Genomic DNA, 14,446 nt, shown 5'->3' on the forward strand with positions numbered 1-14,446 from the left:
CCGTCTGCCGGGACCTGGGCCAGCAGAAACAGGGTTTTGCGTGCGCGACCTGGCCGGGAGCGGGCCCGATCGGCTCAGTAGCCCTGGTAGGCGCCGCCCGAATTCACCGCCGCGACCCCGGGAACGCTGCCGAGCGACCCATAGCGGTCGATGGAGTACCGCACTCCGGCGATGATGTTGTCGACCGGGTTCCAGATGTCGTCGTGGCCGGGCGCCTTGTAGGCGTCGAACGTGCTGTCGATGGTCTGCATCAGGCCCTTCGACGGGTGCCCCGCGACCCAGTTGCTGTCCCAGCGGTTCTCCGCGTAGGGGTTGCCCGCGGATTCGTGCTCGATGATCAGCGCGATGGCCCGCTCGTCGATCTGCGCGGGGTCGTAGCCCATCGCGATGAGCTTCTGCTTGGCCTCGGCAATCCATCGCGCGACGTCGCCGCTCGGCAGCGGGCCGGTCGGCGCGGACGAACTCGGACCACCCTGATACGTCGTGCCGGAGGAGGTGCCGTGCGAGTTGTCGTGCCCGGACATCAGCTGGCTGGAGCGGTCCGGCGAAGCTGCGGCGACCGGGGTGCCCGACGTGGCGGCCGGTGCGGTGGCGGCGGGCGCGGTGGGCGCCGCGGGCACGTTCGCGCCGGGCTCACCGAGCGCGGCGAACGCCGCCTCGAGTTTCCCGACCGCGCCCTGCACCTGGGTCGTGGCATGGCCGGCCACGTCCTGCGCGCTCTTCAGGGCGTTGGTCAGCTCCCAGGTGCGCGTGGCGGCCTGCAGCGCCTCCTGGAACACGAGCCCCTCGACGTCGGCCTTGTCCGCGTGTCCGCGGAGATAGTCGATCCGCGTCTTGGCGTCCACGGTGCCGTTGGGGGCGACGTCGAACGGCGGCGTCTGGTTCAGCGCGTCGTCGCGCAGACCCAGCACCTTGGCTTTCGCGTCGGTCAGGTTCTGCACCAGCGCGGTGAGCGCGGTCTGCAGCTCGAGCAGGGCGGCGCTCACCGCGGAGGCGCGGGTCTTCTCGGTCCGCATCCTGGCGTTCGCGGCGTCGCCCGCGGAGCCGGACCACTGCTCGGCGTCGGACAGGGCTTTCGTGTCGTCGGCGCCTTTGGCGACGGCGGTGTCGAGCCCCTGCGACATCCGTCCGGCGAGCGCGCCCGCCGCCGAAAGCTGCTCCGGCTGCCAGTTCTCGACGTCTGGGACGGTGAGGGTCATGGCAACTGGAGCCCTATCGCACGGAGCTTGGCCGCGAAGTCGTCCTCGGCCAGCTCGTACTTGCCCGCCGCGTTGTGCAGGTTGTCCGCGATCGTGGTGAGCCGCGAGCCGACCCGTTCCAGGCAGCGATGCACGGCATCGTTCGCGCGTCCGGCCACCGGGCCGAACTCGGTGCCGGGCAGCGCCCCGGTGAGGGCGCCGAAGCCCTCGCCGCCGAGCTCGGCGACGGACGTGGCCTCGGTGCGCAGCGTCTGTGCGAACGAGCGCAGCGCCGCCGGATCGACCTGCATCGTCATCGCAGGTAGCGGCTGGTTTTGCTCGACCATGAATCCCCCTTCCCTCCCGACCGCGAGGTCGCGGCCAGCATAGCAAAATCGGGCGTCCGGACGGGCGTCCTCGGGTGGCGCCCGTTATGTTGTCGGTGTGGCGCCGGCGCGGATCATGCCGGTGCGTGGACAGAGAGGTCGGCACATGCGCGCAGCCCAGGTCAGCAAGCTGGAGGGACCGGAAGCGGTTCGGATCGTGGACATCCCGGAGCCCGCGGTGTTCCCGGGAGGCGTCGTGATCGACGTGCACGCGGCCGGCGTGGCCTTTCCGGACGTGCTGATGACGCGCGGCCTGTACCAGATGAAGCCCGAATTGCCGTTCGTCGTGGGCGGCGAGGTCGCGGGCATCGTCCGGGAAGCCCCCGAGGACGCGCACGTGCGGCCGGGTGACCGGGTCGTCGCGCTCACCATGCTCGGCAACGCGATGGCCGAGACGGCCGTCACGCCCACACAGATGGTGTTCCGCCTTCCCGACAACGTCTCACTGGAGGCGGGCGCCGGCATCCTGTTCAACGACCTGACCGTGCACTTCTGCCTGCGCACCCGGGGCAGGCTGGCCGAAGGCGAGACGGTGCTGGTGCACGGCGCGGCGGGCGGCATCGGCACCTCGACGCTGCGGTTGGCGGCCGCGCTAGGGGCGGGCCGGGTGATCGCCGTGGTGAGCACCGAGGCGAAGGCCGAGGTCGCGCGCGCCAACGGCGCCACCGATGTGGTGTTGACCGACGGGTGGCTGGCGGCGGTGAAGGAGCTGACCGGCGGTCGTGGCGTCGACATCGTGCTCGACCCGGTCGGCGGCGACCGCTTCACCGACAGCATCCGTTCGCTGGCCTCGGCGGGCCGGTTGCTGGTCGTCGGCTTCACCGCCGGGGAGATCCCGACCGTCAAGGTCAACCGGTTGCTGTTGAAGAACGTCGAGGTGACCGGCGCGGCGTGGGGCGAATGGGTGATGTCGCATCCCGGCTACCTGCAGGAGCAGTGGGCCGAGGTGGAGCCGCTGCTGGCCTCCGGCAAGATCGCGCCGCCGGATCCGGTGCTGTACCCGCTGGACAAGGCCGCGGAGGCGGTCGCCTCGCTGGACAACCGGACGGCCACCGGCAAGGTCGTGGTCACGCTGCGCTGACGCATCCCGGCCCGCCCACGTCATGAAACTGTCCAACCGCGTACTGAACCGCACCCTGCTGGCTCGTCAGCATCTGCTCGACCGCTCGCGGTGGACGGTGCACGAGATGTGCGACCATCTCGTCGGGTTGCAGGCACAGGATTCGCCGCCGCCGTTCGTCGCACTCTGGAGCCGCGTCGCGGCCTTCGACCCGGCGACGGTGTCGGACGCTCTGGAGGACCGCTCCCTGGTCCGGATCACTCTGATGCGCGGCACCATTCATCTGGTCACGCCCCCCGACGCGTTGCGGATCGCGCCGCACGTTCAGCCGGAACTGGAGAAAGTGCCCTTCCGCAAGGGCTTCAACTACGGCGCCATGGTGGGACTCGACCCGGAGGAGGTGCGCGCGCAGGGCGAAGCGGTGCTCGGCGACGAGCCGATGTCCGCCGCGGACCTGCGCGCCCGCGCCGCCGAGCGTTATCCCGACCGCGATCCGGGTGCGGTGGTGCAGACCTGGCTGTATCAGCTGCCGGTCTTGCAGACCCCGCCGCGCGGGAAGTGGAAGGACAACAGCAGGCCGATCTGGTCGCGGGTCGAGCCCTGGCTGGGTGCGCCGCTGGACCCCACATATCCGTTGGCGGAGTTGATCTTCCGCTACCTGCGGGCGTTCGGCCCGGCGAGCACGATGGACATGCAGACCTGGTCGAAGCTGCCCGGTATGAAGCAGGCCGTCGCGAAACTCGGCGATCGGGTGCGCACCTACACCGACGAACGCGGCCGCACGCTCTACGACATCGCCGACGGTGAACTGGCCGATCCGGGCATCCCCGCCCCGGTGCGGCTGCTGGGGTGGTACGACAACGCCCTGCTGTCGCACCAGGACCGGACCCGGATCGTCCCCGGCGGGGCCGCCCCTCCGCTGCGCGCCTTCGCGGCCCAGGTATCCCCGGTGCTGGTCGACGGCTTTCTCGCGGGCCTGTACAAGGTGTTCGCGAACTCCGGGAGCGCCCGGCTTCGCATCAGTCCGACGCGGACGTGGACGAAGGCGGAACGCGCGGAGGTCGAGTCGGAGGCACACGCGCTGCTGGCCTTTCTGGAGGCGGGCAAGCAGGGAAGTGTGGAGATTCTCGACGTGGGGGCCGACCTGCGCCCCTGAGCCGGATCCGCTATCGGTCGCGGACGGGGCGATAGGCGGGCGCCTTGGTGGTCCCGGTCGGGCTCAGCGTGCGCAGTAGCGGCAGCGCCCGGCGGGCCACCACGGTGGACAGCACGATGACGCTGTGCGAGCGCACCACCGACGAGGTCCGGTCGATGCTCAGCAGCACGGCCTGCAACCCGGCGTGCGAGTCGGCCCCGATCCGGCACAGCACGTCGCCGGTGCCGGTCGTGGCATAGGCCTCGAGCACGCCGGGGATGGCGTCGAGTTCGGCGGCCACCGTGTCCAGGGCACCCTGGGCTATCTCCAGGGTGACGAACGCCTGCACGTCGAACCCCGCGGCGGTGACGTCGATCTGCGGGTCATAGGAGGCGATCACACCGGATTCCTCCATGCGCGCGATCCGGGACTGCACCGTGGCCCTGGCGACCTTGGTCCGGCGGGACAGTTCGAGAATGCCCGCCTTCTGGTACTCGTGCATCGCGGTGAGGATGGCGAGGTCGAGCTCGTCGAGCTTCGCCGATGTGCGCGCCATGGCGGCCTCCGTTCGAGCACCGGGCGGGCTTGCTGCCCGTCTCGCTGGTGCTATTCAAATTGTCCAGCATCACCCTCGGGTTGCTAGCCGAATTCGCCACACTGCCTACCGCGAGTTGGCGCTGTTGCCTACTCGACGGACCCGGCGATTTCCTTGGACCATGACCATCGAGCACCTGCCGGAGACCCGATCCGGCGCCGTTCCCAGCGACGGCGAACTGCGCACGCTGGTGGGGTTGGTCGACCACGACGCCAGCGGTGACCCGTTTCCGGTCATCGGGTGGGACGCCCTGGTCTGGGTGGTGGGCAACGCCACGCAGACCGCGCATTTCCTGGAGTCCGCTTTCGGGATGCGGTTGGAGGCGTACTCCGGGCCGGAGACCGGCAATCGTGATCACAAAGCGTTCGTCCTGCGCAGCGGCGCGGCGCGCTTCGTGATCACCGGAGCGGTACATCCGGACAGTCCGCTGGTCGCCCACCACGACCGGCACGGCGACGGCGTGGTCGACATCGCCCTCGAGGTGCCCGACGTCGACCGCTGTGTGGCGCGGGCGCGCGCACAGGGCGCGACCATCCTGGTCGAACCGCACGACGAGACCGACGAGTTCGGCACCGTCCGTTCGGCCGCGCTGGCCACCTATGGCGAGACCAGGCACACCTTGATCGATCGTTCCGCCTATTACGGGCCCTACCTGCCGGGCTATGTCGCGCGCCGCTCCGGCTACGAGCGGCGCCACGGGGCGCCCACACGGTTGTTCCAGGCGATCGACCACGTGGTGGGCAACGTGGAACTCGGGCAGATGGACGAGTGGGTCGAGTTCTACCGGCGGGTCATGGGTTTCACGAACATGGCCGAATTCGTCGGCGACGACATCGCCACCGAGTACTCGGCGCTGATGAGCAAGGTCGTGGCCAACGGCAACCACCGGGTGAAATTCCCGCTCAACGAGCCGGCCGTCGGCAAGAAACGCTCGCAGATCGACGAGTACCTGGAGTTCTATCGCGGTCCCGGCGTCCAGCACATCGCGCTCGCCACCGGTGACATCCTCACCTGCGTGGACGCCTTGCGTCGGGAAGGCGTCGAATTCCTGGAGACACCCGCCGCCTACTACGAGGACCCGGAACTGCGCGCCCGCATCGGCCGGGTGCGCGTCCCGGTCGACGAACTCCAGCGCCGCGGCATCCTGGTCGACCGGGACGACGACGGCTACCTCTTGCAGATCTTCACCAAACCGCTCACCGACCGCCCCACGGTCTTCTTCGAACTCATCGAGCGCCACGGGTCACTCGGATTCGGCAAGGGGAACTTCAAAGCGCTGTTCCAAGCGATCGAGCGAGAACAGGAGGCCCGCGGGAATTTGTGAGGCCGGGGCGGGCGATCTCGTCGAGCCACTCCGGCTGGTGCGTCGGTAGAGTTCTTGCCATGCGGATCAAGTCGGCAGTCGGTATCGCGACAGCCCTGGTGCTCGCATTGGCGGGTTGCGGTTCGGGGGAGGAGTCCGACGACTCGGGCCCGTCGCGTCCGGCGCCGAAAGTGGTGGCGCTGGGCCCGTTCGTCGGGGAGTGTGGTCACGTGACCGACGACGAGGTGCGCAATCTCGGTGGCCTCGGCCAGATCTCCGGAGTGTTCCGGAACGCGGTCGGCTGCAACTGGCAGTCGGCCGGAATCGGTTCCGCCAGTATCACCTTCGCGTCCTACCGCGGCAGTCCGATCGAACGCGAACGAGCGTGGGTGACTGTCAACGGCCGCGCGCCCGATCCGATCAAGATATCCGGGCGGGACGGATTCGCCGCCCTGGATCCGGGTGGGACGATCTGCGATCTCGCGGTGCAGCTCGGCGACGATTTCTTCGAGTGGTCGACCAACACCGGCCCGTTCGCCTCGGGCAACCCCTGTGAGCGCAGCCGCGCGCTCGCCGAGCTGACTCTGCAACGGATCCAGTGAGGTGTGGCGCGTGAACGTCGGCCGAGACCTGCGCAGGCGCGGCGCGTCCGCGGCCGTCGCCGTGGCGCTCGCGTTGTTCGTGGGCGGGTGCAGTCAGGTGATCTCCGGGAGCGCGCAGCCGGTGGGCGGCAGCCAGCCGGTCAACACCAGGCTGGACAAGTTGATGCGCGAATGCCAGATCTTGTCCGAGGACCAGATCGGCAAGGCCATCGGCGAGAGCGTCACGGTCAGCGAGTCGTTCTTCGGGGCGGTCTGCATGTGGGATCTGCTCGGCGCGCCCGGCGGCAACGGGATGGCCACGCTGAACTGGTACGAGAACGGAACCCTCAGCAACGAGAAGCAGACGAACAACAAGCTCGGATACGAGACCACCAATATCACCATCCAGAGTTCGCTGGCGCTGCAGATCCGCAGGCCGAAGGATCCGGACTCCTGCGGTGTGACGGCCAGCGCGCCGGACAACGGCGTGATCGGCTGGTGGATCAATTACCGGTCCGGCTCGGCGCACCCCGATCCGTGCGACGCGGCGAAGAAGCTGATGGAAATGACCTTGAACCTGGCCAGGTAGACGAGCATCGGACCGACCCGCTTTGACCCTGTGTCCCGGCCACGGGTATCGTGGATCGCTGTGCCCGGAAGCATGCGGGCAAGTTCGTGCGTGACCGTAGGCCAGCGAGAGCGGCCGACGAATCCAGCGTGCCCGGAATCAGGGCTCCGCGCCGCGCGCGACACGCCCGACCTCGGGACGCGAGAAACGTGGCCGGACGTGCGAGTGAAAGCTCGATGACAGCGGTGTGAACGACGGGCCCGGCAGTGGAAGCTTGCCGCCACGAAGGGCCCCGGGAGCGCCGCGAACTTAAAACAGACATGAAGTCCACACACCGCGTTAACTAATAAGGAAAGCCGGTCTATGCCAACCATCAACCAGCTGGTCCGCAAGGGTCGCCGCGACAAGGTCGCCAAGACGAAGACCGCGGCCCTGAAGGGGAGCCCGCAGCGTCGTGGCGTGTGCACCCGCGTGTACACCACGACCCCGAAGAAGCCGAACTCCGCGCTGCGCAAGGTCGCGCGTGTTCGCCTCACCAGCTCGGTCGAGGTCACGGCCTACATCCCGGGCGAGGGGCACAACCTGCAGGAGCACTCCATGGTGCTCGTGCGCGGCGGTCGTGTGAAGGACCTCCCCGGTGTCCGCTACAAGATCATCCGCGGCTCGCTGGACACCCAGGGTGTGAAGAACCGCAAGCAGGCCCGCAGCCGTTACGGCGCCAAGAAGGAGAAGAGCTGATATGCCACGCAAGGGCCCCGCACCCAAGCGTCCGCTGATCAACGACCCGGTCTACGGTTCGCCGCTGGTTACTCAGCTGGTCAACAAGATCCTGCTGGACGGCAAGAAGTCCACCGCCGAGCGCATCGTCTACGGTGCGCTGGAGCAGGCGCGGGAGAAGACCGGCACCGACCCGGTCGTCACCCTCAAGCGCGCGCTGGACAACGTGAAGCCGTCGCTGGAGGTGAAGCCCCGCCGCGTCGGTGGCGCCACCTACCAGGTTCCGGTCGAGGTCCGTCCGGGCCGCGCCAACACCCTGGCCCTGCGCTGGCTGGTCAACTTCTCGCGTGCGCGCCGGGAGAAGACCATGGTCGAGCGCCTGGCCAACGAACTGCTCGACGCCAGCAACGGCCTCGGCGCCTCGGTCAAGCGCCGCGAGGACACCCACAAGATGGCCGAGTCCAACCGGGCCTTCGCGCACTACCGCTGGTGACGTCTGCCCGGCCCGTCGTCTGGGTCGGGAGGCACAGCCGGAACGCGGCACTCACCGGCCGCGTCCGGCGTTGACATAGAGGCGACCACAGGGTCGTCCCCGATAATCCCAACTAGCTACGAGCGGGGAAGATTTCCGTGGCACAGGACGTGCTCACCGACCTGAACAAGGTCCGCAACATCGGCATCATGGCCCACATCGATGCGGGCAAGACGACCACAACTGAACGCATCCTCTTCTACACCGGCATCACCTACAAGATCGGTGAGGTCCACGACGGCGCTGCCACGATGGACTGGATGGAGCAGGAGCAGGAGCGTGGTATCACCATCACCTCCGCGGCTACCACGTGCTTCTGGAAAGACAACCAGATCAACATCATCGACACCCCCGGGCACGTCGACTTCACCGTGGAGGTGGAACGGTCGCTGCGCGTGCTCGACGGCGCCGTCGCGGTGTTCGACGGCAAGGAAGGCGTCGAGCCGCAGTCCGAGCAGGTGTGGCGTCAGGCCGACAAGTACGACGTGCCGCGGATCTGCTTCGTCAACAAGATGGACAAGCTCGGTGCGGACTTCTACTTCACCGTGCAGACCATCAAGGACCGCCTCGGCGCCAAGCCGCTGGTCATCCAGCTGCCGATCGGCGCCGAGGACACCTTCGAGGGCATCGTCGACCTGGTCGAGAACAACGCCAAGGTCTGGCGCGGTGAGACCAAGCTCGGTGAGCAGTACGAGGTCGTCGAAATCCCGGACGACCTGAAGGAGAGGGCCGAGCAGTACCGCCAGGAGCTGCTCGAGACCGTCGCCGAGTCGGACGAGGCGCTGCTGGAGAAGTTCTTCGGCGGCGAAGAGCTGACCATCGACGAGATCAAGGGCGCCATCCGCAAGCTGACGGTGACCTCCGAGCTCTACCCGGTGCTGTGTGGCTCGGCGTTCAAGAACAAGGGCGTGCAGCCCATGCTCGACGCGGTCATCGACTACCTGCCCTCGCCGCTGGACGTGGAGGCCACCACCGGCCACGTCCCCGGCAAGGAAGAGGAACTGCTCACCCGCAAGCCGAGCGCCGACGAGCCGTTCGCGGCCCTGGCGTTCAAGATCGCGGTGCACCCGTTCTTCGGCAAGCTGACCTACGTCCGCGTGTACTCCGGCAAGGTCGACTCCGGCGCCCAGGTCATCAACTCGACCAAGGGCAAGAAGGAGCGTCTGGGCAAGCTGTTCCAGATGCACTCCAACAAGGAGAACCCGGTGGGCGCGGCGTCGGCCGGCCACATCTACGCGGTCATCGGCCTCAAGGACACCACCACCGGTGACACCCTGTGCGATCCGCAGAACCAGATCGTGCTCGAGTCCATGACCTTCCCGGACCCGGTCATCGAGGTCTCCATCGAGCCGAAGACCAAGTCCGACCAGGAGAAGCTGGGCACCGCGATCCAGCGCCTCTCCGAAGAGGACCCGACCTTCTCGGTCAAGCTCGACCAGGAGACCGGCCAGACCGTCATCGGCGGTATGGGCGAGCTGCACCTCGACATCCTGGTCGACCGCATGAAGCGCGAGTTCAAGGTCGAGGCGAACGTCGGTAAGCCGCAGGTGGCCTACCGCGAGACGATCACCAAGAAGGTCGAGAAGCTCGAGTTCACGCACAAGAAGCAGACCGGTGGTTCCGGCCAGTTCGCGAAGGTGATCATCGCGCTGGAGCCGTTCGTCGGCGAGGACGGCGCGCACTACGAATTCGAGAACAAGGTCACCGGTGGCCGCGTGCCGAAGGAGTACATCCCTTCGGTGGACGCGGGCGCGCAGGACGCCATGCAGTACGGTGTGCTCGCCGGCTACCCGCTGGTGAACCTGAAGGTCACGCTGCTCGACGGCGCCTACCACGACGTCGACTCGTCGGAAATGGCGTTCAAGATCGCGGGCGCGCAGGCGCTCAAGGAAGCGGCTCGCAAGGCCGGTCCGGTGATCCTCGAGCCGATGATGGCGGTCGAGGTCACCACGCCCGAGGACTACATGGGCGATGTGATCGGCGACCTGAACTCCCGCCGTGGTCAGATCCAGGCCATGGAGGAACGCAGTGGTGCCCGTGTCGTCAAGGCGCTGGTTCCGCTCTCGGAGATGTTCGGTTACATCGGTGACCTGCGGTCGAAGACCCAGGGCCGGGCGAACTACTCCATGGTGTTCGACTCGTACGCGGAGGTTCCGGCCAACGTGTCGAAGGAGATCATCGCCAAGGCGACCGGCGAGTAAATGGCTCCCGGCCGTTTGTAAGACCCTATCCCCGTGTCCGCGGGGATGATCCCCGCACTGCTGCAACTGCACGCACCAACAAGTCCAGGAGGACCAAGAAGTGGCGAAGGCGAAGTTCGAGCGGACGAAGCCGCACGTCAACATCGGCACCATCGGTCACGTCGACCACGGCAAGACCACGCTGACCGCAGCGATCACCAAGGTGCTGGCTGACAAGTACCCGGATCTGAACGAGAGCTTCGCGTTCGATCAGATCGACAAGGCGCCGGAGGAGAAGGCTCGTGGTATCACGATCAACATCTCCCACGTCGAGTACCAGACCGAGAAGCGCCACTACGCGCACGTCGACGCGCCGGGTCACGCCGACTACATCAAGAACATGATCACCGGTGCGGCGCAGATGGACGGTGCCATCCTCGTGGTCGCCGCCACCGACGGCCCGATGCCGCAGACCCGTGAGCACGTGCTGCTCGCCCGTCAGGTCGGCGTGCCCTACATCCTGGTCGCGCTGAACAAGGCCGACATGGTCGACGACGAGGAGATCCTCGAGCTCGTCGAGATGGAGGTCCGCGAGCTGCTGGCCTCGCAGGAGTTCGACGAGGACGCGCCGGTCGTGCGGGTCTCCGGTCTGAAGGCGCTCGAGGGCGACCCGAAGTGGTCGGAGTCGGTGCTGGAGCTGATGGCCGCGGTCGACGAGTCCATCCCGGACCCGGTTCGTGAGACCGACAAGCCGTTCCTGATGCCGGTCGAGGACGTGTTCACCATCACCGGTCGTGGCACCGTCGTCACCGGTCGCGTCGAGCGTGGCGTGATCAACGTGAACGAGGAAGTCGAGATCGTCGGCATCCGTCCGGAGAAGACCAAGACCACGGTCACCGGTATCGAGATGTTCCGCAAGCTGCTCGACCAGGGCCAGGCGGGCGACAACGTCGGTCTGCTGGTTCGTGGTATCAAGCGCGAGGACGTGGAGCGCGGCCAGGTCGTCGTCAAGCCGGGCACCACCACCCCGCACACCGAGTTCGAGGGCCAGGCGTACATCCTGTCGAAGGACGAGGGCGGCCGCCACACCCCGTTCTTCAACAACTACCGTCCGCAGTTCTACTTCCGTACGACTGACGTGACGGGCGTTGTGACCCTGCCCGAGGGCACCGAGATGGTCATGCCCGGTGACAACACCGAGATGACCGTCAAGCTGATCCAGCCGGTCGCCATGGACGAGGGTCTGCGCTTCGCGATCCGCGAGGGTGGCCGCACCGTCGGCGCCGGTCGCGTCACGAAGATCATCAAGTGATTCGTTGAATCGCTGGTGACGGCGCCGCTCCTTCGGGAGCGGCGCCGTTCGCGTTTTCGGGGGGCCGGCCGAATTATCCGGCTCGATGTCAGCAGGCGTAAGCGCGGCCGACGGCCGGTTCCCGCTCCGCCGCCGGGACCTCGCGCAGGCAGCCGAGCGGGACGACGCCTTCACTGCTCATCTGCACGCCCGTTCCTTTCGTGGGATCGACGCAGGTGAGGCCGGTCGTGGCGAGGCGGCAGAGGTAGTCGCCGAAAGTGACGGTGCTGTCATAGGGCAAGGTGGGGCCTTCGCCGTGGATGAAAAGACCGGGATCGCCGCGGAACTGACCGACGGTCATCCGTGACCCCGAGTAGGTGACGTACCCGCCGAACCAATTACCGAAGCCTTCGCCGGGTGCCGGAGCGGGATCCTTCAGTTCCACCATGCAGTCGAATCCGTCCATCTTCAGCGCGGTGCCGGTGATGCAACTGATCTTGCCGGTGGGGCTGGTGAACGCGATGTCGTCCCGCAGGTCGGTGGCGGGCCCGCCGTCGAGGCGGGCCGAATGAAAGGCGCCGAGATCGACCGGGTTGCCCTGACGTACCCAAGCGATGCGATCCGGAAATGCGGTTTCCGGACTGGAGGGATGCGCCGACGTGCCAGGCGACGAACCCGGAACCGGCTGCGGGTCACCGCCGACGGTCTGCGAACACGCACTCGATACCAGCACCACACCGATCAAGACAGCCCACCGCATACCGCACACGGTAGCCGTTGCGCTCGTTCGCACACTTCCCGTGGAGTGCGCGAACCGCTGGCGCGCAACGGCTTCGCGCATGGTTCAGGCCTGCGCGAGACTCGTACTCGGCGATCGGAATTCACGAGCGCGTGTTTTCTTTTCCGCTCCCGATTCGGCGCGCGGCGTGTGCACGAGGGGCAGGCGCTCGCTACCTGTCGGCATAGGACTCGATTACTTTCCTGATTGGAGCAGCTCGAGCTGCGGCAGACGTAGTACACCCAGCGGCCCATCCGTTGATCGTCTTCTCGCTGGGCGTACATGTAGTAGCCGCAGACCCGGCACTTCAGACCCTTTGCCATGATTCGTCTTTCTCGCTCTCGGTATCCAACCGGCAATTCAGGCGAATGGCCGGCGCGGTTCGTCGCTTTCGGCCGCCCGCTTCGACGATCGAAGCATCGGGGTACCGCGAGTCGGTGGTGAATTCCGAGACCGGGCAAGCTCCTGTCCGCGCTGCCCGGTACTCGGCAGGTTCTGTCGCGGCCTGCCCTACTCGACGCGAAATCTTGCTGGAATGCGAGGAATCGACCTGCCGCGCGCGGTCGCTATCGCACTCGGCCTGACTCCGATGGTCGGATACTTCGACGAGCAGAGAACTGGTTCGGGTATTCCACGTGAGTGCTCCGCACACCCGGAGCGACGGCTACGGAGGTGTGGGGGAATTCGCGGTGATCCAGCGGGCGACCCGCACATCGGCGACTCCCAGGTCGTCGCGCGTATGGGGTTCGACTGGCGGCGCCATCCGAGCGACCCTCGAATCGTCCTGCCGTCTCAGGTGTCGTGATCCGACTGCCAGGTCATTCGCGGTGCCCCGGCATGACTTTGAAGGATTCCGTCGACATTCCCTGGTTACCAAGCCACAACCCTCAATGAATGTTCAAAGTTACGATCAGAGGGTGTGAACCTCCGGTCAGACCCTCCTCCCCGGCGCAAGCGGCGCACTCCGGACTTCGTGTTGACCATGGACGAGATCAGGGCAGTGACGGCCTTTGCCATGACCTCGGCGGAGCTGGTACTCCCGCTGTTCGAGGCTTGTCAGCCCGAGGACAGCAGACCCCGCGACGCGCTCGCTGCCGCCGCCGCGTTCGTCCACGGCGATCGCCGCTCCCGCGCCCAGCGGGTGACGGCGCCTGCCGCCCACCGGGCTGGAAGGGAAGCGGCTGCGCCCGTGCCGTTTCACGCCGCGATGGCCGCGGGTGATGCCGCCGCGTCGGCGTACCTGCATCCGCTGGCAGATGCGGTTCAGGTCAACCACATCCTGCGCGCATCCGCGCACACCATCCGAGTGTTCGAGCTGCACCCCAGTGAGGACGCCTGCGACCCTGTCGAGCGAATCGTCGACCTCGCGACGCCACTATTGATCGACGTCCTGCACCGCTATCCGAGGATCGGCGCCGGCGCGAATCGGGTCAGCCGGCTCGTGCACGAGCTCGACAACCGTCTGCGCGACCGGCCGCGCACCCCGCCACCGCTACACGGACGAGTGTCGGAGGGACGATGATCCTGCCCAAGGTCCGAGACCCCCGGATGGTGACCATCCGTCGAGGTGGCTCCCTGACCGATGCCGACCATCAGTTGCTCGCGCTGTGGGCGGCGGCATGCGCCGAGCACGTTCTCGGGCACTTCGAGCACGAACAGCCCGACGATCCACGCCCACGAGACGCCATCGCCGCCGCCAGAGCGTGGGCGCGAGGCGACATGCCGATGATGCAGGCCCGCGCGACAGGCGGACACGCGATGGGCGCCGCCCGCCCGCTTTCCGGCGCGGCCCGATTCGCCGCCTATGCCGCCGGACAAGCCGCATGCGTTGGACATGTCGCCGAACACGACCTCGGTGCCGCCGCCTACGCGATCAAAGCCGTTCGAAGCGCGCACCCCGACGATCCCCAGGCAGGCCGGATCGAGCGTGACTGGCAGCGAGACCAGCTCCCCGACCCTATCCGCAACCTGGTCCTCGAAGACCAGGCCCGGCGCAACAGCATCTGCTGGTCGGTCTTCTCCGACTGAGTCTCGCGGCATCTCCGCCCTATCGACCGCTGTCCTGGAATCCGATCCCCGAGGCCGGCATCTGGACCCGCTCGCGAACTCACCGCGTTCACTCGAGGACGGCCGGTGTCTCGT

The 14,446-nt window shown here is 67.3% G+C and carries 15 protein-coding genes; 11 read left to right on the top strand and 4 right to left on the bottom strand.

Annotated elements, in window-relative coordinates:
- Positions 1-74 precede the first annotated feature (74 nt).
- Positions 75-1,199 carry a transglycosylase SLT domain-containing protein gene (locus GVY64_RS32590; protein ID WP_159849863.1) on the bottom strand — a complete coding sequence of 375 codons (1,125 nt, stop codon included), beginning with the start codon at positions 1,197-1,199 and terminating at the stop codon, positions 75-77.
- Complete coding sequence (locus GVY64_RS32595; protein ID WP_236567432.1) at positions 1,196-1,495, bottom strand: type VII secretion target; 300 nt, start codon at positions 1,493-1,495, stop codon at positions 1,196-1,198. The genes GVY64_RS32590 and GVY64_RS32595 overlap by 4 nt, the downstream gene beginning before the upstream one ends.
- Positions 1,496-1,670: 175 nt before the next feature.
- On the opposite strand from GVY64_RS32595, the gene GVY64_RS32600 reads away from it, so the two are divergent.
- Both GVY64_RS32600 and GVY64_RS32605 read left to right on the top strand, forming a co-directional pair.
- Positions 1,671-2,645: an NADPH:quinone oxidoreductase family protein gene (locus GVY64_RS32600; RefSeq protein WP_159849867.1), complete on the top strand. Its 975-nt coding sequence runs from the start codon at positions 1,671-1,673 to the stop codon at positions 2,643-2,645.
- A gap of 22 nt (positions 2,646-2,667) precedes the next feature.
- Positions 2,668-3,780 carry a winged helix DNA-binding domain-containing protein gene (locus tag GVY64_RS32605; RefSeq protein ID WP_159849869.1) on the top strand — a complete coding sequence of 371 codons (1,113 nt, stop codon included), beginning with the start codon at positions 2,668-2,670 and terminating at the stop codon, positions 3,778-3,780.
- Positions 3,781-3,790: 10 nt separating this feature from the next.
- On the opposite strand, the gene GVY64_RS32610 is transcribed toward GVY64_RS32605, so the two are convergent.
- Positions 3,791-4,315, bottom strand: coding sequence for an Lrp/AsnC family transcriptional regulator (locus GVY64_RS32610; protein ID WP_159849871.1), 525 nt, complete (start codon positions 4,313-4,315; stop codon positions 3,791-3,793).
- Between the two features lie 160 nt (positions 4,316-4,475).
- On the opposite strand from GVY64_RS32610, the gene hppD reads away from it, so the two are divergent.
- The 7 genes from hppD to tuf all read left to right on the top strand — a co-directional run bounded on the left by hppD (position 4,476) and on the right by tuf (position 11,547).
- Positions 4,476-5,678 carry a 4-hydroxyphenylpyruvate dioxygenase gene (hppD, locus tag GVY64_RS32615; RefSeq protein ID WP_159849873.1) on the top strand — a complete coding sequence of 401 codons (1,203 nt, stop codon included), beginning with the start codon at positions 4,476-4,478 and terminating at the stop codon, positions 5,676-5,678.
- A gap of 59 nt (positions 5,679-5,737) precedes the next feature.
- A complete protein-coding gene (locus tag GVY64_RS32620; protein ID WP_159849875.1) occupies positions 5,738-6,259 on the top strand; it encodes a DUF3558 domain-containing protein in 522 nt (173 codons plus the stop codon).
- Positions 6,260-6,269: 10 nt separating this feature from the next.
- Entirely contained in the window at positions 6,270-6,827 is a 558-nt protein-coding gene (locus tag GVY64_RS32625; RefSeq protein ID WP_236567433.1) for a DUF3558 domain-containing protein, read from the top strand.
- A 342-nt stretch (positions 6,828-7,169) separates the two neighbouring features.
- On the top strand, positions 7,170-7,544 hold the full coding sequence (rpsL, locus tag GVY64_RS32630; RefSeq protein ID WP_039801925.1) for a 30S ribosomal protein S12: 375 nt from the start codon (positions 7,170-7,172) through the stop codon (positions 7,542-7,544).
- Position 7,545: 1 nt separating this feature from the next.
- Positions 7,546-8,016, top strand: a complete 471-nt coding sequence (gene rpsG / locus GVY64_RS32635) for a 30S ribosomal protein S7 (RefSeq protein ID WP_014353063.1) — start codon at positions 7,546-7,548, stop codon at positions 8,014-8,016.
- A 137-nt stretch (positions 8,017-8,153) separates the two neighbouring features.
- Entirely contained in the window at positions 8,154-10,256 is a 2,103-nt protein-coding gene (gene fusA, locus GVY64_RS32640) for an elongation factor G (RefSeq protein WP_159849877.1), read from the top strand.
- Between the two features lie 100 nt (positions 10,257-10,356).
- Positions 10,357-11,547 (top strand): elongation factor Tu, encoded by a 1,191-nt coding sequence (gene tuf / locus GVY64_RS32645; protein WP_063053050.1) that lies wholly within the window; start codon positions 10,357-10,359, stop codon positions 11,545-11,547.
- An 88-nt stretch (positions 11,548-11,635) separates the two neighbouring features.
- Here the strand turns inward: tuf and GVY64_RS32650 are convergent, their stop codons facing one another.
- Positions 11,636-12,286, bottom strand: coding sequence for a hypothetical protein (locus GVY64_RS32650; protein ID WP_159849878.1), 651 nt, complete (start codon positions 12,284-12,286; stop codon positions 11,636-11,638).
- Positions 12,287-13,223: 937 nt separating this feature from the next.
- Between GVY64_RS32650 and GVY64_RS32655 the strand changes: the two genes are divergently transcribed.
- Positions 13,224-13,826, top strand: coding sequence for a putative immunity protein (locus GVY64_RS32655; RefSeq protein ID WP_236567434.1), 603 nt, complete (start codon positions 13,224-13,226; stop codon positions 13,824-13,826).
- Positions 13,823-14,332 carry a putative immunity protein gene (locus GVY64_RS32660; protein WP_159849880.1) on the top strand — a complete coding sequence of 170 codons (510 nt, stop codon included), beginning with the start codon at positions 13,823-13,825 and terminating at the stop codon, positions 14,330-14,332. Before GVY64_RS32655 ends, GVY64_RS32660 begins: the two co-directional genes overlap by 4 nt.
- Positions 14,333-14,446 lie beyond the last annotated feature (114 nt).

Source organism: Nocardia sp. CY41, from assembly GCF_009829325.1.
Classification (GTDB): Bacteria; Actinomycetota; Actinomycetes; order Mycobacteriales; family Mycobacteriaceae; genus Nocardia.

Coding starts and splice junctions, on each gene's coding strand:
- rpsG (WP_014353063.1), top strand. CDS start 7,546: ATGCCACGCAAGGGCCCCGCACCCAAGCGTCCGCTGATCAACGACCCG.
- GVY64_RS32660 (WP_159849880.1), top strand. CDS start 13,823: ATGATCCTGCCCAAGGTCCGAGACCCCCGGATGGTGACCATCCGTCGA.
- GVY64_RS32610 (WP_159849871.1), bottom strand. CDS start 4,315: ATGGCGCGCACATCGGCGAAGCTCGACGAGCTCGACCTCGCCATCCTC.
- GVY64_RS32600 (WP_159849867.1), top strand. CDS start 1,671: ATGCGCGCAGCCCAGGTCAGCAAGCTGGAGGGACCGGAAGCGGTTCGG.
- rpsL (WP_039801925.1), top strand. CDS start 7,170: ATGCCAACCATCAACCAGCTGGTCCGCAAGGGTCGCCGCGACAAGGTC.
- GVY64_RS32650 (WP_159849878.1), bottom strand. CDS start 12,286: ATGCGGTGGGCTGTCTTGATCGGTGTGGTGCTGGTATCGAGTGCGTGT.
- GVY64_RS32590 (WP_159849863.1), bottom strand. CDS start 1,199: ATGACCCTCACCGTCCCAGACGTCGAGAACTGGCAGCCGGAGCAGCTT.
- GVY64_RS32595 (WP_236567432.1), bottom strand. CDS start 1,495: ATGACGATGCAGGTCGATCCGGCGGCGCTGCGCTCGTTCGCACAGACG.
- GVY64_RS32605 (WP_159849869.1), top strand. CDS start 2,668: ATGAAACTGTCCAACCGCGTACTGAACCGCACCCTGCTGGCTCGTCAG.
- hppD (WP_159849873.1), top strand. CDS start 4,476: ATGACCATCGAGCACCTGCCGGAGACCCGATCCGGCGCCGTTCCCAGC.
- GVY64_RS32620 (WP_159849875.1), top strand. CDS start 5,738: ATGCGGATCAAGTCGGCAGTCGGTATCGCGACAGCCCTGGTGCTCGCA.